The following is a 23,076-nucleotide window of genomic DNA, read 5'->3' as shown; positions in this document are numbered from 1 at the left end:
TGATGTCGCAGATGCCCCAGTTGTCCGCCTGCCCGAGCTGCGAGGAACCCCTCGAGTCGGGTGACCGTTTCTGCGGCGCGTGCGGATACGACCTGTCCGCCGTGCCGGCACGGCCTCAGGACAACCCGACCATCGCCATGAACGGTGCGGTGCCCGCCCAGTGCGCGCCCGCCGGCGCGTACCCCGAGCCCCCGCCGGCGCCCCCCGCCGGCGCGGCCTGGCTCTCCCCCGGGCCGGACGCCCCGGCCCCGGCGCACCTGCCGGGCACGGACTCCGACGGCTCGGCCCCGCCGCCGCACGCGCCCCCGCCCCCGAGCAGCCCCCCGGCCCCGGCCGCGGGAGTGCGGTTCGACCGGCCCCCGCAGCCCGGCGACCACGCCGCGCCGGAGGCTCATCCGACACAGCCCGACGAGTATGTCCTCCAGGCACCGGACCCACGGGTGTCCGCCGACCCCGCGGCACGGGCCGCGGGCGCCGGCGGCAAGGTCTGCGTCGCCTGCCGGGCCGGCCGCGTGGACGACGACGGCTACTGCGAGAACTGCGGCCACGCCCAGCCGCGCGAACGGGACCACATGGAGCAGGAGTCCGGCCCGGTGGCCGCGGTCAGCGACCGCGGTCTGCGCCACCACCGCAACGAGGACGCGTTCGCCGTCGGCACCACCGCGCTGCCCGACGGATCCCCCGCCTCCGTGGCGATCGTCTGCGACGGCGTCTCCTCGGCGACCCGCCCCGACGACGCCTCGCTGGCCGCGTCGCGGGCGGCGAGCGAGTCGCTGCTGGCCGCCCTGCCGCGCGGCACCCACCCGCAGCAGGCGATGCACGACGCGATCGTCGCCGCCTCGCACGCGGTCAACGCGCTCGCCGAGGAGCCCGCGACGGCCCGTGAGCAGGCCCCGCACCAGAACGCCCCGGCCTGCACGATCGTCGGCGCGGTGGTGACGTCGGGGCTGCTGATCGTGGGCTGGGTCGGCGACAGCCGCGCCTACTGGGTCCCGGTCGACCGCGGCGCTCCCCCCGCCCGGCTGACCGAGGACGACTCGTGGGCCGCGCAGATGGTCGCCGCGGGCCTGATGAACGAGGCCGAGGCCTACGCCGACGAGCGCGCCCACGCGATCACCGGCTGGCTCGGCGCGGACGCCTACGAACTGGAGCCGCACACCGCCGCGTTCAAGCCGGACCGGCCGGGCGTGGTGGTCGTCTGCACGGACGGCCTGTGGAACTACGCGGAGGCGGCCGAGGAGATGGCACGGGTCGTCCCGCTCGACGCGGCCACGCATCCCCTGCACAGCGCCCGGGTTCTCGTGGGCCACGCCCTGGACGGCGGGGGCCACGACAACGTAACAGTGGCCCTCGTGCCGTTCCCCGCCGTCCCCCAGGGGGCAGGATCGGCCTGAGGCCACGTACGGGGACGCCTCGGCGGACCGGAGGGGACCGGTCCGCCCATCGTCATCACCCCGCCGCGGCGGGGGCTTTGAAGGGGGATCGAAGCAGGCATGGCCAATTTCTCGAAGTCGAACGTGCCCCGGTTCTCGGTGGACGTCTACCAGAACGAGTACCTGCCGGAGGGCGCAGGCGAGGTCAGCGCGATCGTCACGGTGACGGCGACCGGCGGCGGCACGATCGGCGGCGCGGTCGCGGCGCCCCACCTCTACACGCCCGGCCCCGGCCCGTCGGCGGCCGTGGCGATCATGGTCGACTGCTCCGGGTCGATGGACTACCCGCCGACCAAGATGCGCAACGCCCGCGACGCCACGGCCGCTGCGATCGACACCCTGCGCGACGGCGTGCACTTCGCGGTGATCGGCGGCACGCACGTCGCGAAGGAGGTCTACCCGGGCGGCGGCCGGCTCGCGGTCGCCGACGCCGGCACCCGCGAGCAGGCCAAGCAGGCGCTGCGCTCGCTCGGTGCGGGCGGGGGCACGGCCATCGGCACCTGGCTGGGGCTGGCCGACCGCCTGCTGTCCTCCGCGGACGTCGCGATCCGGCACGGCATCCTGCTCACCGACGGCCGCAACGAGCACGAGTCGCCCCAGGACCTGAAGGCCGCCCTCGACGCGTACGCCGGGCGTTTCACCTGTGACGCGCGCGGCGTGGGCACCGACTGGGAAGTGAAAGAAGTCACAGGCATCGCCTCCGCCCTGCTCGGCACCGCCGACATCGTGGCCGATCCGGCCGGCCTCGCCGCGGACTTCACGCACATGATGGCGACGGCCATGGGCAAGGAGGTCGCGGACGTCTCCCTACGGCTGTGGACCCCGGTCGGCACGACGGTGAGGTTCGTCAAGCAGGTCGCCCCGACCGTCGAGGAACTGACCGGCCGGCGCACCGAGGCGGGCCCCCGGGCGGGCGACTACCCCCTGGGTTCCTGGGGGGACGAGTCGCGTGACTACCACCTTTGCGTGGAGGTCCCGGCCGCGCACATCGGCCAGGAGATGCTGGCCGCCCGCGTCTCGCTGGTCGTCCCGCAGCCCGACGGCAGCGTGCGGGGCCTGGGCGCGCAGGGCCTGGTACGGGCCGTGTGGACGGACGACGTGGTCGCCTCCACGTCGATCAACCCCCAGGTCGCCCACTACACCGGGCAGGCGGAACTGGCACAGGTCATCCAGCAAGGGCTGGACCTCCGCAAAGCGGGCGATACGGATGGAGCGACGGCCAAACTGGGCCGGGCCGTTCAGCTCGCGAGTGCATCCGGCAACGCCGGTACTGCGAAACTGCTTGCGAAGGTGGTGGACGTGGTCGACGCCGCGACCGGTACTGTGCGACTGAAGGCGAAGGTCGCGGAGGCCGACGAGATGACGCTCGAGACCCGGTCCACCAAGACCGTCCGCGTGCAGAAGTGACCCAGAAGGAATCGAAGGAGGGACGCGCCGACATGCCGACCTGCCCGAACGGACACCAGTCGGGTTCCGACGACTGGTGCGAGGTCTGCGGTCACCGCATGGCGGGTGCCGTGCCTCCGCCTCCTCCCCCGCCGCCCCCGCCCGGCGGCTACGGCTTCCCGCCCCCCGCCGGTTCCGGCGGCCAGGGCGGACCCGGTGCGCGTCCGCCCCACCTGTCCGCCGTGCCGAACGCCGAGCCGGAGCTCTGCCCGCAGTGCCGTACGCCCCGCGAGGGCGGCGCGCCGTTCTGCGAGGAGTGCCGGTGGAACTTCCTGACCAACACGGCGACCTCGTACACCCCCGCCGCCCCGCCGCAGGGACCCGGCCCGGGTGTGCGCTTCCAGCCGCGGGGCGGGCCGCCCGGCCCCGGGGGCCCGTCGTACGGCGGCGGTGACGCGTACGACTACCACAGCTCGCGTCCCTCCCAGATGAACCGCCCGGCCGAGACGATCCCGCCCTTCGGCGACCCGTCAGGCCACCCCGGCCCCGGCAACCCAGACCCTGGTGGGCCCGGTGGTTTCGGCGGCCCCGGCGGTTTCGGCGGCCCCGGTGGTCCGTCCGGCCCTCCCGCGTTCGGCGACCCGTCACGTCCGGCCCCGCCGCCGCCCGGCCCCGGTGGTCACGGCGGCCCCGGAGGTCCCGGTGGTCCCCAGGCCTTCCAGCAGTCCGGTCCGCCGGCCCCGCCCGGATACCCGCAGGAGACGCGGCGTCCGCAGCCGCAGGGCGGTCCGCCCTTCGGCGGCGGTGACGACGACTGGGTGATCTCCCCGCCATCCACCGGCCCCGGTGGTCCCGGCCCCGGCCAGGGGGGCGGCTACGGCTATCCGCAGCCCGGCGCGACCCAGGCCCCGCCCGGCCACGGCGGCTTCCCGCAGCAGCCGCAGCAGCCACAGGGACCGGCGACGTGGACGGTGACGATCGGCCCGGACCGCGAGTACTTCATGGCGATGATGCAGCGCTCCGGCCCAGAGGCCGCGGGCCTGAACCTGCCCGCGTACTCGCCCGAGCAGCAGCGCACGCTCACCGGCAACCAGCTCACCATCGGCCGCCGCCGGCACTCCACCGGCGACACCCCCGACATCGACCTGTCGGTGCCGCCGGAGGACCCGGGCGTCTCGCACCAGCACGCGGTGCTGGTCCAGCAGCCCGACGGCAGCTGGGCGGTCGTCGACCAGAACTCGACGAACGGCACGACGGTCAACGGCTCGGAGGAGCCCATCCAGCCGTTCGTCCCCGTGCCGCTGCAGGACGGCGACCGGGTGCACGTGGGCGCCTGGACGACGATCACGGTCCGCCGGAGCTGACCTCCGTCGGGTGCGGCCCGCTCAGCCGGGGAGGGGCCAGGCGTACGGCCCCTCCGGGTCGTCCAGCCAGGCCCACTCCCGCTCGCCGCTGACCGTGATGCCGTAGCGCTCGCGGCGCGGTCTGCCCTCGTGCTCCCACAGCGCGTGTGCCTCCTGCGGATCGAGCGTGCCGCGGGTCAGGGCCAGCAGGAAGCGGAACAGGTCGTCCTCCCTGGCCCGCACCGGCACCCCGCCCAGCCTCAGCGGCTCACGGCCGGGCCCGCCTCCGCCGCGCAGCGGCACGAAGCAGGCCGGCGTGGGCAGGAAACGCCCCTCGGCGTGCCCGGGGCCGCTCACCGTGAGCAGGATCAGGCCGGTGGCGATCGGCACGAGGATCCGGCCGCCGGGGCGGCTCTGCGCGAGCCAGGCCTGCGGCACGGTACTCAGGGCGCACGTGGCGATGATCCGGTCGAACGGCGCGCGGTCGGGCACTCCCCGGGCGCCGTCGCCGGTGACGACGGCCGGGTGGTACCCGGCCGCGGCCAGGTGCCGGCGGGCCGACTCGGTGATCTCCGGGTCGAGGTCGACGGTGGTGACCCGGTCGTCGCCCAGCCGGTGGGCGAGCAGCGCGGCGTTGTAGCCGGTGCCGGCGCCGATCTCCAGGACCGTGTGCCCATCCGCCACCTCCAGCACGGCCAGCATGTCCGCCATCAGGGACGGCTGATCGCTGGAGGACAGCGGTTCCCCGTCCCGCAGCCGGGTCGCCAGCGGGATGTCCTCGTAGGCGCCCCGCATCCACCGCTCCCGCGCCAGCGGGTCGGGGCTCCCGCCCCAGCGGCGTTCGTAGCCGCCGGCGACACCGACGTAGTAGTACGGCACGAAGAGGTGGCGCGGGACCGCCGCGAAGGCCTCCCGCCACCGCGGGTCCGCGGTCCGGGCCCCGCCGGCGTCGATACGCCGCACCAGCGCCGCCCGCGCGGAGGCGGCGAGGCCGTCGAGGTCCCTGCCGGGTGCGTGACCGCCCATGCCTCCACAGTAGGGGGAGGCATGGGCGGGTCCTAGGTCTTGAGGCCTATGCCGGTGCGTCTGAGACGATGGAGCGCGTGAAAGAGATTCGGCGCGGCACGCTTCAGCAGCAGACCTTCTACGAGCAGGTCGGCGGGGAGGAGACCTTCCGCCGGCTCGTGCACCGTTTCTACGAGGGGGTCGCCGAGGACCCGCTGCTGCGGCCCATGTACCCCGAGGAGGACCTGGGCCCGGCCGAGGAGCGCCTCACGCTGTTCCTCGTCCAGTACTGGGGCGGCCCCACGACGTACAGCGAGACCCGCGGCCATCCGCGGCTGCGCATGCGGCACGTGCCCTTCAAGGTCGACCGGGCCGCGCACGACGCGTGGCTGAAGCACATGCGGGTCGCCGTCGAGGAGCTCGGGCTGTCCGAGGAGCACGAGCACACGCTGTGGAACTACCTGACGTACGCGGCGGCGTCGATGGTGAACACCCCGGGCTGACACCGGCCCGGGGCGGGCTCAGCGGACGCTGACGCCCAGCGTCCCCAGCCCGGCGTGCCGTACGGCGATCGAGCCGTACGGGGTACGCAGCCGCAGCCAGGCGCCCGACGAGAACAGGGCCAGGGGCGCTCCGGGCCGCAGGAAGCCCAGCGACTGCGCGGCGTGCACGGCCCGGACGGGCAGGCGGGTGTCCCCGACCGTGCGGGACCAGATGTCCCGGCCGATCCGGTCCAGCTCGGCCCGGGTGCGCCGCTCCTCCGACAACTCCCGGGTGCGCGTGCGGAACTCGGCGACGGCGGCGGCCACGAGCGAGCGCAGCGCGTCGGGCGCGGGCAGCCCCGGCTCGGGCGCCCAGCCGCCACGCGGCGGCAGCACACCGGCCCACGGCGGCCCCGTCACGGTCTCCGGCACGACGACCGTGGCCGCCCTCTCGTCCACCGACTCCAGGAACTCACCGGCGGAGACGGTCACGTCCAGCGTGACCTCGAGCCCCTTCTCGTACGGCTTCGCCAGCCGTACCGCGCGGATCGCCAGGACCTCGAAGGACGGCGGCCGCCCGAAGACGGCGAGCGCGGTACCCGCGGCCTGCAGGCGCACCGCCGCCCCGCGGTCGTAGTGGAGCAGCCGGGAGAGGAAGGCGGCGAGATCCGCCGCCTCCCCCTCGTCGGCGAGGTGGAGCACCGTCATGCGGCGACGGCCTCCTCCTCGGCGTCGTCCGTGTACTCCCCGAGGAACTCCCGCTCCTGCGCGGTGATCCGGCGCGGGCGCTGGGCCTCGAAGTCGAACGGCACGATCACCGTGGAGGCGCGGACGTAGACGACGTCGCCGTCCTTGACCTCGTAGGTGAGGGTGAAGGACGCCGCCCTGATCTCCGTGACCCACAGCTCGATGTCCACCGGGTGGTGCCGGTGGACGAGCTGCCGCTTGTAGTCGATCTCATGGCGTGCCACCACGGACCCCTGCTGGAAGTCCTTCTCCGGGCGGAACAGGAAGTCGATACGGGCCTCCTCCAGGTAGCGGAGGAACACCACGTTGTTGACGTGGCCGTACGCGTCCATGTCCGCCCAGCGCAGCGGGCAGCGGTAGATGTGCCGCAAGATCAGCCCCGGGTCAGCTTCTTGTAGGTGGCGCGGTGCGGACGGGCGGCGTCCGCGCCGAGCCGCTCGACCTTGTTCTTCTCGTACGACTCGAAGTTGCCCTCGAACCAGAACCACTTGGACTCGCCCTCGTAGGCGAGGATGTGCGTGGCGATGCGGTCCAGGAACCACCGGTCGTGGGAGACGACGACGGCGCAGCCGGGGAACTCCAGCAGCGCGTTCTCCAGGCTGGAGAGGGTCTCGACGTCGAGGTCGTTGGTCGGCTCGTCGAGCAGCAGCAGGTTGCCGCCCTGCTTCAGGGTGAGCGCGAGGTTCAGGCGGTTGCGCTCACCGCCGGAGAGCACGCCGGCCGGCTTCTGCTGGTCCGGGCCCTTGAACCCGAAGGCGGAGACGTAGGCGCGCGAGGGCATCTCGACCTGGCCCACGTTGATGTAGTCCAGCTCGTCGGAGACGACGGCCCACAGGGTCTTCTTGGGGTCGATGTTCTCGCGGCTCTGGTCGACGTAGGAGATCTTGACGGTGTCGCCGACCTTGATGGCGCCGGAGTCCGGCTCCTCGATGCCCTGGATCATCTTGAACAGGGTGGTCTTGCCGGCGCCGTTGGGGCCGATGACGCCCACGATGCCGTTGCGCGGCAGCGTGAAGGAGAGGTCGTCGATCAGGACCTTCTCACCGAAGGCCTTGCTGATGTTGCTGACCTCGACGACGACGTTGCCCAGCCGCGGACCCGGCGGGATCTGGATCTCCTCGAAGTCCAGCTTCCGCATCTTGTCGGCCTCGGCGGCCATCTCCTCGTAGCGGGCCAGACGCGCCTTGGACTTGGCCTGCCGTCCCTTGGCGTTGGAGCGAACCCATTCGAGCTCCTCCTTCAGCCGCTTCTGCCGCTTGGCGTCCTTCTGGCCCTCGACCTTGAGGCGGGCGGCCTTGGTCTCCAGGTACTTCGAGTAGTTGCCCTCGTAGGGGTAGAGGCGGCCGCGGTCGACCTCGCAGATCCACTGGGCGACGTTGTCGAGGAAGTACCGGTCGTGGGTGACCGCGACGACGGTGCCCGGGTACTTGGCCAGGTGCTGCTCCAGCCAGTTCACCGACTCGGCGTCGAGGTGGTTGGTGGGCTCGTCGAGCAGCAGCAGGTCGGGCTGCTCCAGCAGCAGCTTGCACAGCGCGACGCGGCGGCGCTCACCACCGGACAGGTTGGTGACGGGCCAGTCGCCGGGCGGGCAGCCCAGGGCGTCCATGGCCTGCTCCAGCTGCGCGTCGAGGTCCCAGGCGTTGGCGTGGTCGAGCTGCTCCTGCAGCTTGCCCATCTCGTCCATGAGCTCGTCGGTGTAGTCGGTCGCCATCTGCTCGGCGATCTCGTTGAACCGGTCGAGCTTGCCCTTGATCTCGGCGACCCCCTCCTGGACGTTCTCCAGGACGGTCTTGTCCTCGGTCAGCGGGGGCTCCTGAAGCAGGATGCCGACCGTGTAGCCGGGGGTGAGGAAGGCGTCACCGTTGGACGGCTGCTCGATCCCGGCCATGATCTTCAGGATCGTCGACTTTCCGGCGCCGTTCGGGCCGACGACGCCGATCTTCGCCCCCGGAAGGAAGCTCGTCGTCACGTCGTCGAGGATCACCTTGTCGCCGTGCGCTTTGCGCGCCTTGCGCATGGTGTAAATGAACTCAGCCAAGAGAAACCGTCCGGCAGCTTGAAACTGGCAGTGGGCAGATACACCCCATCTTGCCGTACGGCCACCCCTGGGTGGAAACGCGTGGAAGCGGGCGGCTGTGACCTGGGCGTTTGTGGTTCCCGACGCTGCCTCGCCCGCCAGTGCCGGACGCCGTCGGCCGGCCTCGGTCCCCCGCGATCCGGGTACGGCCCCGGGGTGGCCCCCCGCCGGCGCGTCCGGCCGTGTCACGTGGTGGTGGCCGAGAACTTCTCGAGCGCCGCTTCGCCCAGGTCGAAGGTTTCCACCTCATCCGTGCTGGGCCCACCTGTGCTCAGGAAGATGACATCGGACCCCTGACGGATCTCGACCTGGTGGAAGTCCCAGGTCAAGGACGAGTCGTCGACTGCCGTACCGTCCAGTTTGTAGCCACTGCTCTCGTCGCCCAGCGTCGAGGGCAGATCGATCGGCTCGTAGGTGAAGTTGTAGCGAGTGCCACTCGCGTCCTCCCCCACGAACCGTTGGCAGTCCTTCGACTGCTCGCTGTTCTCCCTCATGACGTTCCGGGCGAGGGTCTCGTCCCCGAACGCGTCGATCTCCTCGCCCACCAGAGCGGACTTCTGACGAGTCATGACGACCCACGCCCATGCCTCGGTGGGCTAAGGATGCACGCTCACCACCTTCTCGCACACCGGGTCCCCCTCGACGAAGCTCAGGAAGGGCCAGCCGCCGGGAGAGTTCGGATCGTCCGCGCTTTCCTTGCTGTCGACCTTCAGGCCGTCGAGGCCGTCGACCGCTTTCGACACCTCTTGGGGAGTGAGCAAGGCGGCCGCCAGGTCGGCGGCCGACACGGCGACTCCTCGCCGTTCCGCCGCGGGAGTGGCCCGCTCGGGTGAAGCGGTATCGGTGCTGTTTCCCCCGCAGCCGGCCAGTAAGGTGAGCGATGCGCCGACACACAAGGCCGCCGTGCGGTACGAGTTCATCATGGGGCCTCCTTTCCAGGCCAAGGCTAGGCACACCGCGCAGAGGCCCTCGCGTACTGCTGCGCCACACGGGTACGGGGAACCTGGTCGATCATCCGGGCCGAGAACTCGCCGGATGCCGGGATGCCCGGCTCGCCGTGTGAACTCGGGAATCGCACGCACCGGCGTCATCTCGCCGGTCCAGCGGATGTGTCACGAACCGACGGGTCACGAACCGGGGGCAGAGCCGCACCGACCCCCGGATGTCCCAGGAAGGCTGGATCCTCGTACCATGCCCGACCACAACACGTACGGCTCCCGCAGCCACTCCGCCGATGACCTCGTACGGCTCCTCGGCGCTCGTCTGGGAGTGGACTTCGTGGAGCGGGAGAGCGGCTTCCTGGGCGCCTACCACCTCGCCGACACCGGCGACCTGCGGGTGCAGGTCCAGCCCCACGCGATCCCCGGGGAGGACGGGGACGATCTCTACGAGGACTCACACCCGGAGTACCTCGTGCTCGTCCTGACCGCCACTCCGTCCCGGGACCCCGCCCTGCGGGCGCGGCTGGAGGCCGCCGGCGGGCTCGTGCATCTGCGGCACGAGCCCGAGATCGTGTGAGTTAGGCCGGGAAGGCGGTCCGCCCCGGGTCAGCCCTGTGTCGGCGTCTCCCGGCGCCGCAGCACGATCAGGGTCGCTCCGCCGATGACGACCAGGCCGATGGCGATGCCCGCTATCAGCGGCGTCGTGCCGGAGTCGCCCGTTTCGGCGAGGTTGGTGTCGACGACCGTGGTGCCGCCCGCGAGGGGCGTCGGCTCGCTGAGGGTCTGGGTCGTGGTGTCCGGGGCGCCCGCCTGGGTCCGGCAGTCGAGCATGCCGGTGAAGCGCCTGCTGAAGCCGTCGGGGCCGTGGATCGTGAGGTCGTAGGCCTGGTCCTCCTGCAGGGGGATAGTGATCGTCCGGGTCTCGCCCGCGGCGATGGTGTGCTCCAGGCCGGTCACGTCGAAGGTGAAGGGCGCGTCGCCCTTGTGGGACGCGATGATGTCGACGCCCCCCTCGGCGCAGTTCTTCGCCGCAGACAGGGCCGGGACAGGGCCCTCCTCCGCCCAGGTCGCCTCGGCCGTCGCCGACACCGTCGACTCGCTGGACCCCGCCAGGATCTGCGTCTGGCTGCGGCTCTCGGAGGCGAAGGCGCGTCCCACCGGCACGGTCGTCGAGGCCTGCACGGTCACGTCGGCCGAGCCGGCCGCCGCGTCCTCCGGGACCTCGAAGAACACCTGCCCGCCGTCGGACGTGGAGGTGACGGCCTTGCCCTGCTTGTCGACGATCCGCACTCCGCTGGTGGCGGCGTCCGCGGGCGGCGTGATCGTCGCGCTGCCGGCGTTGGTGCGCACCGTCACGGGGCCGAGCCGCTCGCCCGGCCTGCCGGAGACGGCGGGTGGGTCGAGGGTGAGCGAGGCCCGGGGCTCGGGCAGGTCGCGGGCGTTCTTCTGCAGGTAGTCCGCGAGCTGCTCGGCCTGCGGGTCGAGGGCGTCGACCGCCATGTCGTCCGCGTAGCGCCAGATCGCCACCTGTGTGCCCGCCGCCGCGTCCTGCTCGGTCAGCGCACCGCGGACGCCCGCCTCCCGGGCGAGTGCCACGAGGTTGTTGACCTGGGGGTACGAGTTCTGCAGGATCCAGCGGATCTTGCCGGCGTCCCGGTTGGCGCCGAGGGACGTGCCGCTCCAGGGCGTCTCCTGGTACTTGGCGTCCCGTTGCGTGGGGTTGTGCGGGTCGACGCAGTACGTCTGCAGCATGCCGCCGCCCTCGACGGACATCTCGAACAGGCCCGCCGACACCTGCTGCTCGCCGGTGTCGCCGTGTATGACGGCACTGCCGTACGTCTTGAGCCCGGCTATCGTCGCGGTCGCACCGCCCTGGCTCCGCGTCGCCCCGTCCTCGTCGGCGGACGCCGGGCCGGCACCGGCCAGCAGGCCCGCGGCGACGAGCCCGGCCACCAGCGTCGTGGCGACGGAGCGGGCCGCCCCTCGCCTGCGGACGTACACCGCCGAGAGCGAAGCAAACACCACATTCCCTTCCGAGCAGGACCGGCATGATGTGGGGGGACGGTCCCACCAGCAGAATCAGACGCTTCTCAGGCCCCAGGAGCCTCGAGAGCCATGTCCGGCATCCTAGGTAGGCGACAGAGCCCGCCCGCCGGTCAGGCGGTCCGACGGGTGATCCGAATCGGAATCGTTATCGCCAAGGACCTTTGTGAGCAGGGCTTATCGGCGCTTTACCGCCGGTCGTTCGGTGCGCAGCCGCCGATAAGCCGCAGTTCGTCGAAGCCCGTCGGGTGATCGCCGTTACGTCAACGCTGCTTCTTGAGGCTCTACTTGAGCAGCGGGACTCTGCAGATGGGGTGAACCCTCGGACGGTGTATCCCAGTTGGGCTCAGGTCCGGCAGGGGCCGCCGCCACCGTCTCCGGCCTGCCTCCGCGCCGGAAGGCCGACGTGCCCCACGCCAGATCGTGTCCGATCGCCACCGCGTCGATGTCGGCCGAGGTCCAGCTCTGCCCCTCGCGCACGTCCGTACGCACCTTCAGCCGGCCCTGGACGATCACCGGCTCACCCACGGTCAGGGACGCCGCCGTGTTCGTCGCGAGCTGGCGGTTGGCCCACACCGTGAAGAAGTTGGTGTGCCCGTCCGTCCACGTGTTCTTCTCCCGGTCCCAGTAGCGCGCGGTGACCGCCATCCGGAACCGCGCCGACGGGCCGGACGCCATCTCCCGGTACACCGGCCGCGTCGCCACCCTGCCGATCGCGCACACCATCGTCTCGTTCATCGTCTACCCCTCCCTCGCCCGGACTGCGACACCGGGCCGACACGCGTACGGGCCCGTCCCGTACGGCTGCGTCCCATCAGACTGCCGCCGCCGGGCCGGGCCCGCCGATCGCTGTGGATCGCCCCCAGCCTGTGGACAACTCCGTCACTCACAGGAGTGGCAGCGCTGGGAGGAAGGCCAGGAAGGGCTCCGGGCGCCTCACCGCCTCGCCCCCACCACCCTCCCGTACTGCTCCCGGACCTCCCGGTACCGCAGCAGCTCCGCCGCCACCGGATCCAGTACCCGTGCCCTCCCGCACCCGGCCGCCGCCTCCCGCAGCCCTCTCTCCGCCTCCAGGCCGTAGCGCCGGGCCGGGCCGCGGGCCGCCATGCGGCAGCTCCACTCGATGAGCGGACCGCCGACGATGCCGATCACCATGAGCAGCACCGGCACGCCCAGGTTCGGTGACAGGAACCCGATGATCTGGCCCAGCAGCCACAGCCCGCCCACGAACTGAAGGATCGTCATGCACGCCTGGGACAGGACGGCCACCGGCCACCAGCCCGGTCGCGGGGGCCGCCCGGCCGGCACTCCCGCGCGCGAGGACAGCTCGTCCAGCGCCTCGGGCAGCCCCTGCGCGCCGCGGGCGGCCGCCTCGCGCACCGCCTGCGCCCAGGGCACGGGCAGCCCGGCCGAGGCCCGGTCCGCCACCGTCCGCACCGCCTGCTCGACCCGCTGACGGGCGGTGGCCTCCTCGTCGGCCTGGGCGCGCGAGAGCCGCCCCGTGGCGGGCTCGCCGCGGTCGTGGTACCAGCGCCACAGCCGCAGCCAGGGCGTGCCGCAGGCCCGGTTGGCGTTGCGCAGCCAGGCGCGTTCGGCCGCCTCGCCCGCCGCCGTGGCACCGACGGCGTCCGCGAGCCGGTCCGAGAACTCCTCCCGCGCCTGTTCGCTGAGCCCGGTACGGCGCTGGGTGGCGTAGACGGGCCGCAGCCGTGCCGCGGCGATGTCGACGTCGGCCGCCACCCGCCGGGCCGGTGCCCCGCGCTCGGCCACGAACTGTCCGAGCGCCTCGCGCAGTTCCCCGACGCCGTCCCCCGTCAGGGCGGACAGGGCGAGCACGGTCGTGCCCGGTTCGCCGTACTCACCGAGGGCGATGCCGTCCTCGTCGAGGAGCCGTCGCAGGTCGTCGAGGACCTGTTCGGCGGCCTCTCCGGGGAGCCGGTCGATCTGGTTGAGGACGACGAACATGACCTCGGCGTGCGCGGCCATCGGCCGCAGGTAGCGCTCGTGCAGGACGGCGTCGGCGTACTTCTCCGGGTCGACCACCCAGATGACCGCGTCGACGAGCCCGAGGATGCGGTCGACGTGCTCGCGGTGCTGCACGGCGGCGGAGTCGTGGTCGGGCAGGTCGACCAGCACGAGTCCGCGCAGCTGGGACTCGCCGTCCCCGGTGGGCAGCGGACGGCGGCGCAGCCGGGGCGGGATGCCGAGCCGCTCGATGAGGCTCGCGGCCCCGTCACTCCAACTGCACGCGATGGGCGCGGCGGTGGTGGGGCGTCGTACGCCGGTCTCGGAGATGGCGACCCCGGCGAGCGCGTTGAACAGCTGCGACTTTCCGCTGCCGGTGGCGCCCGCGATGGCCACGACCGTGTGCTGCCCGGAGAGCCTGCGCCGCGCAGACGCCTCCTCGAGCACCCGGCCGGCCTCCGAGAGGGTGCGGTTGTCGAGCCGGGTGCGGGAGAGCCCGACGAGCTCGCGCAGGGCCTCCAGCCGGGAGCCCAGCGGTCCGTCGTAGACGAGGGGTGTCACGGCCGCCGGGGCGGTGGAGCGGAGGTCCTGCGTGGAGTACCGGGTGGCCTCGGTGGTCTCGTCGACCCGCCGGGCGATCAGCCCGTCGTCCCAGCTTCCGGGACGGTCCGTGGAACCGGCGGAAGACGCGGAGCTGGTCGAGCCGGTGGAACCGCCGGAATCGGTGGAGCCGGGCGGGCGCGTGGAGTCGCCGGGGCGGTCCCCGGCGCCCGGGCCGTTCCCCTGCTGGGATCCGGTCTCGTGCTGCGGACCGGTCTCCCTCTGCCGACCGGTCTCCCTCTGCGGGCCGGCCTCGGCTCCCGCTCCTGCCCCGTCCGCGTCGTCCGGCTGGTCGGCGTGCTCGGTGTGGTCCTGGTCAGTGATGGCGGTCACCGGGTCACCTCTCCTTCTGCAGTACGGACAGCGCGGCGATGAGTTCGGCCTGCGGCTCGGGGTGGACGTCGAGGGCGTCCAGGGGGGCGAGCCGGCGCTCGCGTTCGGCGTGCAGGACGCCGTCCACGTGCTCGGTGAGGAGCCGGCCGGCCCGGTCGCGCAGCCGCAGTGCGCCGTGGGCGCCGATCCGCTCGGCGAGGCCCTCCCCGGCCATCCGTCCGCGACGGCCGCCGAGCAGGGAGGTGGCGACCAGGGCGGCGACCACTTCGGGGTCGGGCGCGAGGTTGCGGTCGAGTTCGCGCACCTCGTCCTCGGCGTGCTCCTCGAGCTCGCGCCGCCAGCGCCGTACGGCGAGACCGATCCGGTGTTCGGCGCTGTCCGCCGCGGGCTCGCGCGCCGTGAGCTCGGGTGCGGTGGCCGCCGGTTCGCGCCGCCAGGCGTCGTCGACGCGTTCGTCGGCGGCGGTGACGGCACACAGCAGCACGGTGCTCAGGCTCTCCACGAGCGCGTCGAGGAGTTCACCTGCGGTGCAGTCCAGGGGGAAGGCGCGCCAGCGCTTGAGGGCGTCCCCGGCGAGCACGCCTCCGGCCTGCAACCGGCCCCGCACGCGCGCGTGCTCGCTGTCGTAGGCGCTGTCGACTGCGGTGGTGAGCCGCAGGGCGGCGGCGTACTGGGCCGCTGCGGCACCGGCCAGCTCGGGCATCCGGGACTTGAGGGAGTCGAGGACGCCGAACGCCGTGCGCGCGAGGACCTGCTGACGGGCGGCCGGGTCCTGCGCCTGGTGGATGAGCCAGGTGCGCAGCTGGGCGACGGCGCTGGCGGGCAGGAGGCCTCCGCCCCAGGCGGACTCGGGCAGTTCGGGCACGGTGAAGCGGGGCACGTGGCCGAGGCCGGCCTTGGTGAGCAGAGCTCCGTACTGCCGTGACACCTCGTTGACGACCTGGTGGGGCACACGGTCCAGGACGGTCACGAGAGTGACGTCGTACTCCTTGGCGGTGCGCAGCATGTGCCAGGGCACGGCGTCGGCGTAGCGGGCGGCGGTGGTGACCATCACCCAGATGTCGGCGGCGCAGATGAGTTCGGCGGCCAGGACGCGGTTGTCGGAGACCAGGGAGTCGATGTCGGGCGCGTCGAGGAGGGCGAGGCCGGGGGGCAGCGTCTCGGCGGTCTCGACGCGGAGCACGCGCGCGGGGTCCTCGCCGGGGAGCAGCAGGTCCTCGGCGGACTCCTGGTGGGGGACCCACACGCGGGTGAGGTCGGGCAGCACCCGCATGCCGCTGAACCAGTGATGGTCCTCCGGATGGCAGACCAGCACGGGCGTCCGTGTCGTCGGCCGCAGCACGCCCGCCTCGCTGACCCGCCGGCCCACGAGGGAGTTCACCAGCGTGGACTTCCCGGCGCCGGTGGAACCGCCCACGACGGCCAGAAGCGGCGCTTCGGGATCCCGCAGACGGGGCACCAAGTAGTCGTCGAGCTGCGCGAGCAGTTCGTCGCGGTTGGCACGCGCACGTGGGGCCCCCGCCAGGGGCAGCGGGAAGCGTGCGGCGGCGACACGGTCGCGCAGGGCGGAGAGTGCGTCGAGTAGCTGAGGCCGTACGTCCAAGGTCACCACGTGTGAAGAATGCCCAATTTTAGGGGAATTCTGAAGCATATGAGCATGTCTGCGCGCCGATTGAACACAAGGGACGGAAGGGGCGACTGGGACACGGGCACAGTCCAGGCATAACGAGTGCACAACACCCGATGCGACAGACGCCAAAAGCGATGCACGATTCGCACCTGCCTGCGATTATCAGGACCGCTTCACCGAACCTCCACATCGAACCACGGAGGGGAGGCAACAGGGGCAAGGACGCGGGAGCCCTATCCTTGTCCCCGTCGACGTCACGGAACGGCCCGCACCAGGGCACCACGACCGAGGCCACCACACCGGCCCCCGTAGCTCAGTGGATAGAGCAGGCGCCTTCTAAGCGCTTGGCCGCAGGTTCGAGTCCTGCCGGGGGCGCCACCTCCTACCAGCAAAAACGCCCCAGAGGGGATCTTCCTCCAGGGCGTTTCGTGTGTCTGACGGCAACGCCCCGTCACTCGCCGGACAGCAGATCTCCCGGCTTGTCCAGAGCGACTTCATGGTCACGTCAAGGATGCTGTCCGCGTCGGGTGAACGGCAATCCGCTGTACCACTGGATCGGGCCGGCCGTGGATGCAGAAGCGGCGGGCCGGGATACGGTTTCGCGCCGGCGCCCATCCAAGGTGACACCCGGGGCGCTCATCCAGCCCGGGCTCCGCCAGCCGCGCCCACTGTCAACGCGCCTCGTTCGTCGACAAACTGATGGGCCCTCATTGATGGCCGACGCTAAGCTCCGGTGCCGCACGATGGCGGGCGCACCCGAACCCTCGGGGTGCATCGCCGCGCGACTCCGATGTCCGGGAGGACACTCATGGCAGAGCAGGGTCCGAGAGACCAAGTAGAACAGCCCGCGACGCGGCACGCGCCGCAGCGGGCCGGGAGCGACCCGACGACCTGGCAGCCGGCGATCGAGACCGACCGCGTTCGCTCGGCGGCTGCCGACCTCGGGGTGTTGCGGCTGGCCCGGCGGGAGCCCGGCGGACCGGGCGAGAGCCTGCGTGGCATCGCTCTCGCGGTCGGTTCGGCGGTCGCCCTGGTCGTGATCAACATGGCCCTGTCACCGTTCCGGGATTCGGGCTGGTTGCAGATAGTGCGTGGCCTGCTCATCGTCCTCGTCGCCGGCGTGCTGATAGGCCTGATCCGTGCGGTGCGTGGGCTGGTACGGGCCCGGATGGCGGTGTACGTCTACGAGTACGGCTTGGTCGGCACGGCCCGGCGCGGCATCAGGGCGATCCGCTGGGACCAGGTAGTCCAGATCATCGTCTTCTCGACCGAGGGCGTGCACATAGCCCCGGAGGGCCACCCGATGATCATTCCGGCCGCTGTGGTCGGCGGAGGAGCGGCGGACAGGGCCGAGTTCCTGAACGCCGTCCTGCCGCCGCTGGAACAGCGGGGCGTCGAGATCCTTCGCTTTTGATCGCCGTTGTGGACGCCGTGTTCCCACGGCGTCCACAACCACGCATGTCGAGCGAGTGGGTCACTGGTGAGGGGCCGGGCGGCCGGGCGACGCGTCTTCGCGGGCGGCAGCCCGGTCCCGCTTGCTTGTACGCAACTGCCGCTGGGCCGGGCATCGCCGGGGGCGACCTGTGCGTCAGGACGTGGTGCGAGTTCCTGGCTGACGGCAGCCGGTCCAGTCGTCGACGAGTCGGGAGCCCTACGCCCCTGCCACCGGCTCCCTGCGGCCTTTCCTCACGACCCACCCACAGGCGATCATGATCCCGACCAGGACGACCCCGTGCCGTGAGTGAGGTGTGACGTGCGGCTGCGCTGCGCTGTGCTGGACGATTTCCAGAGGGTGGCGGCCGAGGCCGCCGACTGGTCGGTGGTCGCGGACGACGTCGACGTCGTGTTCTTCGACACGCACATCGACGGTGAGGACGCCCTCGTCGCCGCCCTGGCCGGCTTCGACATCGCGGTGACGCTGCGCGAGCGCGTGCCGTTCCCCGGGTCGCTGATCGCCCGGCTGCCCCGTCTGAAGCTGCTCGTCGCCTCCGGTACGCGCAACTCCGCCATCGACTACACCGCCGCCGAGGCCCACGGCGTCACCGTGTGCGGTACCGCCAGTTCCCCCACCCCGCCCGTCGAACTGACCTGGGCACTGCTGCTCGGCCTCGCCCGCGGGGTCGTCGAGGAGAGCACGGCCCTGCGCTCCGGCGGCCCCTGGCAGAGCACCGTCGGTGCCGATCTGCACGGGCGGCGCCTCGGGCTCCTGGGGCTCGGGAAGATCGGCAGCCGGGTCGCCCGGGTCGGTCTCGCCTTCGGCATGCGGGTCGCCGCCTGGAGCCAGAACCTCACGCGGGAGCGCACCGACGAGGTCGGCGTCGAACTCGCCGCGTCCAAGGAGGAACTGCTCGCGGACGGCGACTTCGTCTCCATCCATCTCGCGCTCGGCGACCGCACCCGGGGGCTGCTCGGGCCCGCCGAACTCGCTCTGCTCAAGCCGACGGCCTACCTCGTCAACACCTCCCGCGCGGCGATCGTCGACCAGGACGCCCTCCTCGACGCCCTGCGTGCCGGACGTATCGCCGGAGCCGGCATCGACGTCTTCGACGTCGAGCCCCTGCCCGCCGGCCATCCGATGCGCACGGCACCGCGTCTTCTCGCCACTCCCCACCTCGGCTACGTCTCGCGCGCCAACTACGCGACCTACTACGGGCACGCCGTGGAGGCCATCCGTGCCTTCCTCGACGGCGCGCCGGTACGTCGCCTTCCCTGACGCCTTCCCTGACGGCTTCGCTGGCGCCTCCCCTGCTGGAAGCCCGCTCGGCTTCCCTGCCGACTGCCAGCGCGGCTCCCCCGACGGCTGCCGTCGCGGCCGGCGTGGCGGCTCACGCGACCGGCCACCCGGCTGACGCGCGCTCCGGACCGGTCACAGCCGAGTGATAACCGGGTGATAAGCGGGTGATCCGGCCGTTATCCCCGTGACCCGGACCGGCACGGCGCGTTGAACGGGAAGTGCGGCGGCGCCTCCTGTCGTCGTGCTCATCGAGTCAGAAGGAGAACGTGATGTCTCGCATCGCGAAGGCGGCCGGTGTCGCGCTCGGCACGGGTGCCGTGGTGCTCAGCGGGGCCGGTCTGGCCATGGCCGACGCGGGTGCCCACGGCGCGGCCGTCGGGTCGCCGGGCGTCCTGTCGGGCAACGTCGTCCAGGTGCCGGTCCACATCCCGGTCAACGTGTGCGGCAACACCGTCGGCGCGGCCGGTCTGCTCAACCCTGCCTTCGGCAACCACTGCGAAAACAAGGGCGGCCACCACGAGGAACACCGGGGTGGTCACGGCTACGGCCGCTGATCGTCCGCACATCCGTGCAGTCGCGGAGAGCCCCGGCACCTCGAGCGCCGGGGCTCTCCTCATGGCACGCCCGGAGTCTCACGCGTACCGGTAGATCCGGCTGTGGTCCTCCAACTGCTGGGGTGTCACGTCCCACGGCGGCAGCTTCTCGTGGCGTGCCACGACCCGCCCGTGCCGCGCGCTGCCGCGCCCGGGCGGCTTCGCCGGGAGGTAGCGGTGCTCGCGGTGGCGGCGCTGCCAGCGGGACCACACGAGGTCGATGAAGGCGTGGTGCATCCAGAAGACCGGGTCGTTGACGGAGGCGCCGCCGACCATGGCCCCGCCGACCCAGCGGTGCACCCGGTTGTGGTTGAGCCAGGAGGCGCTGCCCCGCCCGCTCCCCCACCCCTCCAGCTTGTTGCGGAAGCCCTTGCGGACCGTCGAGTCCCAGGGGGAGGCGTCGTAGAGCGGGTCCTTCAGGGCCCGCTCCAGCTCGCTCTTGGTGGGCAGCCGGATCGGGTCGCGGGCGCGGCCGAGGTCGCGGGTGAGGAACTCCTCGTCGGTCACGCCCTCCTTGATGGTCCAGTCGCCTTCCGCGTAGGCGAACGGACCGGTCATCACCTGGCGGTCCGAGCGCCGCCCGTTGCCGCCGAGCAGGTCGGCGGTCCAGGGCGTCGAGGTGGCCGAACGGCTGCGGGTCCAGTCCCAGTACGGCACGGACACCGAGGAGTCGACCCGGCGCAGCGCCTTCTCCAGGTCCAGCAGGAACTGCCGGTGCCAGGGCAGGAAGGAGGGCGCCATGTGGGCGGTGCGCAGGCCGTCCTCGCCGTCGGAGGTGTAGTACTCGATGTGCGTGCGCACGAACTCGTCGTACTCGCCGCGCCGTTTGACCTCCAGCAGCGCCTTCACGAACCGGCGCTTCTCGCTGCGCGTCAGGGTGCTGACGTCCTTACGCATGTACGCCATGCGGACCCTCCTGCGGGTACCGGACCGGGTCCCGGTGGGGCAGGTCGCGCAGGTGCCGCCCGGGGCCCAGTTCGTCGACGGCCGCGCGGGTCGCCGCCAGGGGCGTGGGGTAGGAGCGGTAGTGGTCGACCATGCTCAGCCAGCTGCCGTCGGCGCGGCGCATCAGGTGCAGCGGCCGGCCGTCGACGGTGACGTGCCACTCCGCGCCCGCGGCGGCCCGGTCCGGGGCGGGGACCGGGACGCCGCGGATGCGCCGGCCCCGATAGGTCTCCTCGAACATGCCGTCCCCGGCCCGCACGTCCGTGTTCTTGGCGCCGGACTGCCCGGACTCCTGCGACCGGGTGGCCACGACGACGGGGGTGATCGCGGCGCCGAGCGCCGCGACCGCGAGTCCGCGCATCACGCCCCGCCGCGTGCGCCGCACGTCCCCGTCCCCGGCCGGACCCCGCTCGGCCCCCACCGGTACTCCGCCTGCCCCTACGACCATCCTGTGCTCCTCGTTCCGCTCGGTCTGTCACAGCGGTAACAGCGCGAAGGCCCTCGCGGTCACCACCACGAGGGCCACACGAGAACTCCCGGCACGATCAGGTGCCCGCCGGCCGCCTGCAGACCGGGGCCGACGCCCAGGTCCGCCGCCGGCACGGTCCGCACCGCGGGGGTCGGCACGCCCGCCTGCGGGAGCTTCGCCCGGGGCATGCCGAAGCCGTCCGCGTCGGGTGCGGTGAGCGGGGCGTCGACGGAGACGCCCGGTGCCAGCGTGCGCAGGCCGGAGGCGGGGGCGTCGACGCCGACGTGGTCGAAGCCGCTGCCCAGGGGGTGCGGCAGGGGCGCCCGCTCGTCCACGCCGGGTAGTCCGCCGTGCACCGGCCGCTGCGGGACGGCCCCCTCGGGGATCATCCGGCCCTCGACGTAGCGGGGCTCCTCGGGGGAACCCGGCAGCGGCACGGGGAGTTCCCCGGCCGCCTGGGGCAGTTCCACGTCGAGGGCCTCGTCGGCGCCGCCCGGCGGAACGGGGTCGGGGACCGTGCCGACCGCGGCGGCCTGGGTCGCGGCCGCCACGCACGTCATCACTGCGGCGAGGGTTCCTCGAGTGGTCGACTTCATCGGGGGTATGCCGACCTGCCGGGTTCCGCGCCCACGCGGATCCGGTCCCCCCCTGGTGACCGGGTCCCCCTCGCGTGTCGGGCTCGGCGTGCGTACCGGGTAACGAGCCGGGGAACCGCGCCAGCGCACAACTCCCCCGGCTGCCGCGGTGATACGACCGACCGCCCCGGCCGCCGGCCGGGTCCGTCACCTCGCCCGGAAGGCCCTCCAGCGCGTCGGCACGAGCCGCTGACCTCGTCGAGGGTGATGACGCGGGACGCCGGCAGCCCGGCCGTTCCCGTGACGACGGGCGGCAGGGCGAACGCCCGTCCGGCACCCGCCGCACTCGGTGCGGTGTGTCCTTGCCGGGTGGGTCACTTCGCCAGCGGAAGACCGCCGAGCAGCCCGCCGTTGCGGTTCAGGTCGGTGGTGGCGCGCTTGACGGTGCTGAGGGCGGAGTCCTCGTTCTCGGTGTCGAGGGCGTTCGACTGGTGCTTGAGCGGCATGGGGTTGACGGGCTCGCGGGTGAGCGAGTTGACGGCGCCGTTGAGGCTGGTGGGCGTGACGTGCGCCGGGTCGTAGCCGGCGTACGCGGGGCCTGCGGCGCCGGCGACGACGAGGGAACCGGCAAAGACGGCGACGGCCTTGAGGGACTTCATCGTGGTCATCGTGGTCCTTTCCTGGGAGAGCGCTGTCACCCTGTGGGGGGAATGTCCGACGCCGTGCCTAACGATGCCCCCGCGGAGCGGAAACCCCGTCGGCAGAACCTCATATGAGTCGCTGAACAGACGTCGTGCCGGTCCGTGCGGACCGGCAGGGCAGGGGTGGCGGGTCGCCGGGGTCTCAGGGCGCCTTCGGCAGGGAGGACAGCCCGGCCAGGTCGGGGGCGGGCAGCTTGCTGCCGACCAGCGTCGCGGCGACGGTGTTGACGACACCGGACATGACCGCGTCGACGGCCGGGGTGACCCGGGCCGCCTCGCCGGAGGTGACGGCCGTGAACAGATCGCCGGCGGACTCCTCCAGGGCGGCGAGCGCCTCGGCCGTGAGTCCCTCCGACACCTCGGTCTGCCGGGCCTGGCCCTCCAGGGGCGCGGGCAGGGTGCCGGCTTGCGGCAGGGGGTCGTTGGGGACTGATGTACCCGTCGCCGGAACCGTCGCCGGGGCCGTCTTCGCCGCCTGGTCGACGGCGTCCTGCACCTGCGCGTGGAGCTTGGCCGCCTGAGAGGGGGGCAGTTGGCCGTCGTCCGCCTTGAGCACGACGGTCAGCAGGTCGGCGACCGGCGTGAGCGCGCCTCCGAGGCCGCCCAGGCTCTCGACCTGAGCGAGGGTCGCGTCCGCGTCGGGGAGGGGAGCCCGGGACGCCGCGTGGGCGCGCTCCGGGGCCGAGTCGCCGGCGACGGCCAGGGCCACGGGCCCGGCGGCCCCGGCGGCCCCGAGCAGCAGCGTGGCGCAGAGCGCGGAGGTCGCGATTCGCCGTGCGGGCAGGGGGTTCCTTTCGGTGGTGGGCCTGATCCTGAGCCCACCGTGCGAGTGACCGGAACGCCCCGCAACCGGAGCAACGCACCAGGTCAGGCCCGGATCCGTGCGCCGTCGGTGTCCCCCTGGTGAGGCGGCGTGCACGGGTCGGCCCGCCGGGCCGCAGCCCCGCCCCCGTCCGGGGCAACGCGAACCGGCCGCCCTCCCGCGGGAAGTCCCACGGGACGGCGGCCGGTCGGGGATCCGGAACGACGTCAGTCGTTCTCGCACTCGTTGCCGAACGCCGGGTTCAGCAGGCC

Annotated in this window: 23 protein-coding genes and 1 tRNA gene; 9 read left to right on the top strand and 15 right to left on the bottom strand. The window is 72.7% G+C overall.

Annotation, left to right across the window (positions count from 1 at the left end; all coding sequences use genetic code 11):
- The first annotated feature begins 2 nt into the window (after positions 1 to 2).
- From ACFW6P_RS23280 to ACFW6P_RS23270, 3 genes are all read left to right on the top strand, one after another.
- Positions 3 to 1,394: a PP2C family serine/threonine-protein phosphatase gene (locus ACFW6P_RS23280; RefSeq protein ID WP_386358073.1), complete on the top strand. Its 1,392-nt coding sequence runs from the start codon at positions 3 to 5 to the stop codon at positions 1,392 to 1,394.
- 99 nt (positions 1,395 to 1,493) lie between these two features.
- The gene (locus tag ACFW6P_RS23275; protein WP_386424587.1) at positions 1,494 to 2,840 is read left to right on the top strand and encodes a VWA domain-containing protein; all 1,347 of its coding nucleotides are present in this window, start codon (positions 1,494 to 1,496) and stop codon (positions 2,838 to 2,840) included.
- 32 nt (positions 2,841 to 2,872) lie between these two features.
- Positions 2,873 to 4,183, top strand: coding sequence for an FHA domain-containing protein (locus ACFW6P_RS23270; protein WP_386424584.1), 1,311 nt, complete (start codon positions 2,873 to 2,875; stop codon positions 4,181 to 4,183).
- A gap of 21 nt (positions 4,184 to 4,204) precedes the next feature.
- On the opposite strand, the gene ACFW6P_RS23265 is transcribed toward ACFW6P_RS23270, so the two are convergent.
- Entirely contained in the window at positions 4,205 to 5,188 is a 984-nt protein-coding gene (locus ACFW6P_RS23265) for a methyltransferase domain-containing protein (protein WP_386424581.1), read from the bottom strand.
- A gap of 68 nt (positions 5,189 to 5,256) precedes the next feature.
- Here ACFW6P_RS23265 and ACFW6P_RS23260 point away from each other — a divergent pair, with 68 nt between their 5' ends.
- Positions 5,257 to 5,670, top strand: coding sequence for a globin (locus ACFW6P_RS23260; RefSeq protein ID WP_386358080.1), 414 nt, complete (start codon positions 5,257 to 5,259; stop codon positions 5,668 to 5,670).
- A gap of 18 nt (positions 5,671 to 5,688) precedes the next feature.
- Here the strand turns inward: ACFW6P_RS23260 and ACFW6P_RS23255 are convergent, their stop codons facing one another.
- From ACFW6P_RS23255 to ACFW6P_RS23235, 5 genes are all read right to left on the bottom strand, one after another.
- The gene (locus ACFW6P_RS23255; RefSeq protein WP_386358082.1) at positions 5,689 to 6,357 is read right to left on the bottom strand and encodes a hypothetical protein; all 669 of its coding nucleotides are present in this window, start codon (positions 6,355 to 6,357) and stop codon (positions 5,689 to 5,691) included.
- Positions 6,354 to 6,767 carry an acyl-CoA thioesterase gene (locus ACFW6P_RS23250; RefSeq protein WP_386358084.1) on the bottom strand — a complete coding sequence of 138 codons (414 nt, stop codon included), beginning with the start codon at positions 6,765 to 6,767 and terminating at the stop codon, positions 6,354 to 6,356. Before ACFW6P_RS23250 ends, ACFW6P_RS23255 begins: the two co-directional genes overlap by 4 nt.
- A 2-nt stretch (positions 6,768 to 6,769) precedes the next feature.
- Complete coding sequence (gene ettA, locus ACFW6P_RS23245) at positions 6,770 to 8,434, bottom strand: energy-dependent translational throttle protein EttA (protein ID WP_386358086.1); 1,665 nt, start codon at positions 8,432 to 8,434, stop codon at positions 6,770 to 6,772.
- Between the two features lie 224 nt (positions 8,435 to 8,658).
- A complete protein-coding gene (locus tag ACFW6P_RS23240; RefSeq protein WP_386424578.1) occupies positions 8,659 to 9,042 on the bottom strand; it encodes a hypothetical protein in 384 nt (127 codons plus the stop codon).
- A 27-nt stretch (positions 9,043 to 9,069) separates the two neighbouring features.
- Positions 9,070 to 9,396 (bottom strand): hypothetical protein, encoded by a 327-nt coding sequence (locus tag ACFW6P_RS23235; RefSeq protein ID WP_386424576.1) that lies wholly within the window; start codon positions 9,394 to 9,396, stop codon positions 9,070 to 9,072.
- Positions 9,397 to 9,664: 268 nt separating this feature from the next.
- On the opposite strand from ACFW6P_RS23235, the gene ACFW6P_RS23230 reads away from it, so the two are divergent.
- Positions 9,665 to 9,991 (top strand): hypothetical protein, encoded by a 327-nt coding sequence (locus ACFW6P_RS23230; RefSeq protein ID WP_386358089.1) that lies wholly within the window; start codon positions 9,665 to 9,667, stop codon positions 9,989 to 9,991.
- A gap of 29 nt (positions 9,992 to 10,020) precedes the next feature.
- Here ACFW6P_RS23230 and ACFW6P_RS23225 read toward each other — a convergent pair whose 3' ends face one another.
- The 4 genes from ACFW6P_RS23225 to ACFW6P_RS23210 form a co-directional block, all read right to left on the bottom strand.
- Positions 10,021 to 11,436 carry a Cys-Gln thioester bond-forming surface protein gene (locus tag ACFW6P_RS23225; protein ID WP_386358091.1) on the bottom strand — a complete coding sequence of 472 codons (1,416 nt, stop codon included), beginning with the start codon at positions 11,434 to 11,436 and terminating at the stop codon, positions 10,021 to 10,023.
- A 279-nt stretch (positions 11,437 to 11,715) separates the two neighbouring features.
- Complete coding sequence (locus ACFW6P_RS23220) at positions 11,716 to 12,195, bottom strand: single-stranded DNA-binding protein (RefSeq protein ID WP_386424573.1); 480 nt, start codon at positions 12,193 to 12,195, stop codon at positions 11,716 to 11,718.
- A gap of 198 nt (positions 12,196 to 12,393) precedes the next feature.
- Complete coding sequence (locus tag ACFW6P_RS23215; RefSeq protein WP_386358095.1) at positions 12,394 to 14,355, bottom strand: GTP-binding protein; 1,962 nt, start codon at positions 14,353 to 14,355, stop codon at positions 12,394 to 12,396.
- 4 nt (positions 14,356 to 14,359) lie between these two features.
- A complete protein-coding gene (locus tag ACFW6P_RS23210; protein WP_386358097.1) occupies positions 14,360 to 15,967 on the bottom strand; it encodes a dynamin family protein in 1,608 nt (535 codons plus the stop codon).
- A gap of 320 nt (positions 15,968 to 16,287) precedes the next feature.
- On the opposite strand from ACFW6P_RS23210, the gene ACFW6P_RS23205 reads away from it, so the two are divergent.
- The 4 genes from ACFW6P_RS23205 (at position 16,288) to ACFW6P_RS23190 (ending at position 19,273) form a co-directional block, all read left to right on the top strand.
- Positions 16,288 to 16,363 (top strand) — tRNA-Arg (locus ACFW6P_RS23205).
- Between the two features lie 430 nt (positions 16,364 to 16,793).
- Positions 16,794 to 17,399 (top strand): hypothetical protein, encoded by a 606-nt coding sequence (locus ACFW6P_RS23200; protein ID WP_386358099.1) that lies wholly within the window; start codon positions 16,794 to 16,796, stop codon positions 17,397 to 17,399.
- A gap of 339 nt (positions 17,400 to 17,738) precedes the next feature.
- A complete protein-coding gene (locus ACFW6P_RS23195) occupies positions 17,739 to 18,698 on the top strand; it encodes a D-2-hydroxyacid dehydrogenase family protein (RefSeq protein ID WP_386358101.1) in 960 nt (319 codons plus the stop codon).
- Between the two features lie 290 nt (positions 18,699 to 18,988).
- Positions 18,989 to 19,273 carry a chaplin gene (locus ACFW6P_RS23190; protein WP_386358103.1) on the top strand — a complete coding sequence of 95 codons (285 nt, stop codon included), beginning with the start codon at positions 18,989 to 18,991 and terminating at the stop codon, positions 19,271 to 19,273.
- 78 nt (positions 19,274 to 19,351) lie between these two features.
- On the opposite strand, the gene ACFW6P_RS23185 is transcribed toward ACFW6P_RS23190, so the two are convergent.
- From ACFW6P_RS23185 to ACFW6P_RS23165, 5 genes are all read right to left on the bottom strand, one after another.
- The gene (locus ACFW6P_RS23185) at positions 19,352 to 20,218 is read right to left on the bottom strand and encodes a tyrosinase family protein (protein WP_386358105.1); all 867 of its coding nucleotides are present in this window, start codon (positions 20,216 to 20,218) and stop codon (positions 19,352 to 19,354) included.
- Complete coding sequence (locus ACFW6P_RS23180; RefSeq protein ID WP_386358107.1) at positions 20,202 to 20,705, bottom strand: tyrosinase cofactor; 504 nt, start codon at positions 20,703 to 20,705, stop codon at positions 20,202 to 20,204. The genes ACFW6P_RS23185 and ACFW6P_RS23180 overlap by 17 nt, the downstream gene beginning before the upstream one ends.
- 59 nt (positions 20,706 to 20,764) lie before the next feature.
- Positions 20,765 to 21,322 (bottom strand): hypothetical protein, encoded by a 558-nt coding sequence (locus ACFW6P_RS23175; RefSeq protein WP_386424570.1) that lies wholly within the window; start codon positions 21,320 to 21,322, stop codon positions 20,765 to 20,767.
- Between the two features lie 353 nt (positions 21,323 to 21,675).
- Positions 21,676 to 21,960 carry a hypothetical protein gene (locus tag ACFW6P_RS23170; protein ID WP_386424609.1) on the bottom strand — a complete coding sequence of 95 codons (285 nt, stop codon included), beginning with the start codon at positions 21,958 to 21,960 and terminating at the stop codon, positions 21,676 to 21,678.
- Between the two features lie 184 nt (positions 21,961 to 22,144).
- Entirely contained in the window at positions 22,145 to 22,711 is a 567-nt protein-coding gene (locus ACFW6P_RS23165; RefSeq protein ID WP_386424568.1) for a hypothetical protein, read from the bottom strand.
- Positions 22,712 to 23,076: the final 365 nt, after the last annotated feature.

Origin of the sequence: Streptomyces sp. NPDC058741 (genome assembly GCF_042746715.1) — a bacterium.
GTDB lineage: Bacteria > Actinomycetota > Actinomycetes > Streptomycetales > Streptomycetaceae > Streptomyces.
Note: the sequence above shows the minus strand (reverse complement) of the source record. Positions and strands in the feature narration are given on the sequence as shown.

Excerpts from the sequence above, each read along its gene's own strand:
- ACFW6P_RS23280 (WP_386358073.1), top strand. The coding sequence starts at position 3 with ATGTCGCAGATGCCCCAGTTGTCCGCCTGCCCGAGCTGCGAGGAACCC.
- ACFW6P_RS23275 (WP_386424587.1), top strand. The coding sequence starts at position 1,494 with ATGGCCAATTTCTCGAAGTCGAACGTGCCCCGGTTCTCGGTGGACGTC.
- ACFW6P_RS23270 (WP_386424584.1), top strand. The coding sequence starts at position 2,873 with ATGCCGACCTGCCCGAACGGACACCAGTCGGGTTCCGACGACTGGTGC.
- ACFW6P_RS23265 (WP_386424581.1), bottom strand. The coding sequence starts at position 5,188 with ATGGGCGGTCACGCACCCGGCAGGGACCTCGACGGCCTCGCCGCCTCC.
- ACFW6P_RS23260 (WP_386358080.1), top strand. The coding sequence starts at position 5,257 with ATGGAGCGCGTGAAAGAGATTCGGCGCGGCACGCTTCAGCAGCAGACC.
- ACFW6P_RS23255 (WP_386358082.1), bottom strand. The coding sequence starts at position 6,357 with ATGACGGTGCTCCACCTCGCCGACGAGGGGGAGGCGGCGGATCTCGCC.
- ACFW6P_RS23240 (WP_386424578.1), bottom strand. The coding sequence starts at position 9,042 with ATGACTCGTCAGAAGTCCGCTCTGGTGGGCGAGGAGATCGACGCGTTC.
- ACFW6P_RS23235 (WP_386424576.1), bottom strand. The coding sequence starts at position 9,396 with ATGATGAACTCGTACCGCACGGCGGCCTTGTGTGTCGGCGCATCGCTC.
- ACFW6P_RS23230 (WP_386358089.1), top strand. The coding sequence starts at position 9,665 with ATGCCCGACCACAACACGTACGGCTCCCGCAGCCACTCCGCCGATGAC.
- ACFW6P_RS23220 (WP_386424573.1), bottom strand. The coding sequence starts at position 12,195 with ATGAACGAGACGATGGTGTGCGCGATCGGCAGGGTGGCGACGCGGCCG.
- ACFW6P_RS23200 (WP_386358099.1), top strand. The coding sequence starts at position 16,794 with ATGGCAGAGCAGGGTCCGAGAGACCAAGTAGAACAGCCCGCGACGCGG.
- ACFW6P_RS23190 (WP_386358103.1), top strand. The coding sequence starts at position 18,989 with ATGTCTCGCATCGCGAAGGCGGCCGGTGTCGCGCTCGGCACGGGTGCC.
- ACFW6P_RS23185 (WP_386358105.1), bottom strand. The coding sequence starts at position 20,218 with ATGGCGTACATGCGTAAGGACGTCAGCACCCTGACGCGCAGCGAGAAG.
- ACFW6P_RS23180 (WP_386358107.1), bottom strand. The coding sequence starts at position 20,705 with ATGGTCGTAGGGGCAGGCGGAGTACCGGTGGGGGCCGAGCGGGGTCCG.
- ACFW6P_RS23175 (WP_386424570.1), bottom strand. The coding sequence starts at position 21,322 with ATGAAGTCGACCACTCGAGGAACCCTCGCCGCAGTGATGACGTGCGTG.
- ACFW6P_RS23170 (WP_386424609.1), bottom strand. The coding sequence starts at position 21,960 with ATGAAGTCCCTCAAGGCCGTCGCCGTCTTTGCCGGTTCCCTCGTCGTC.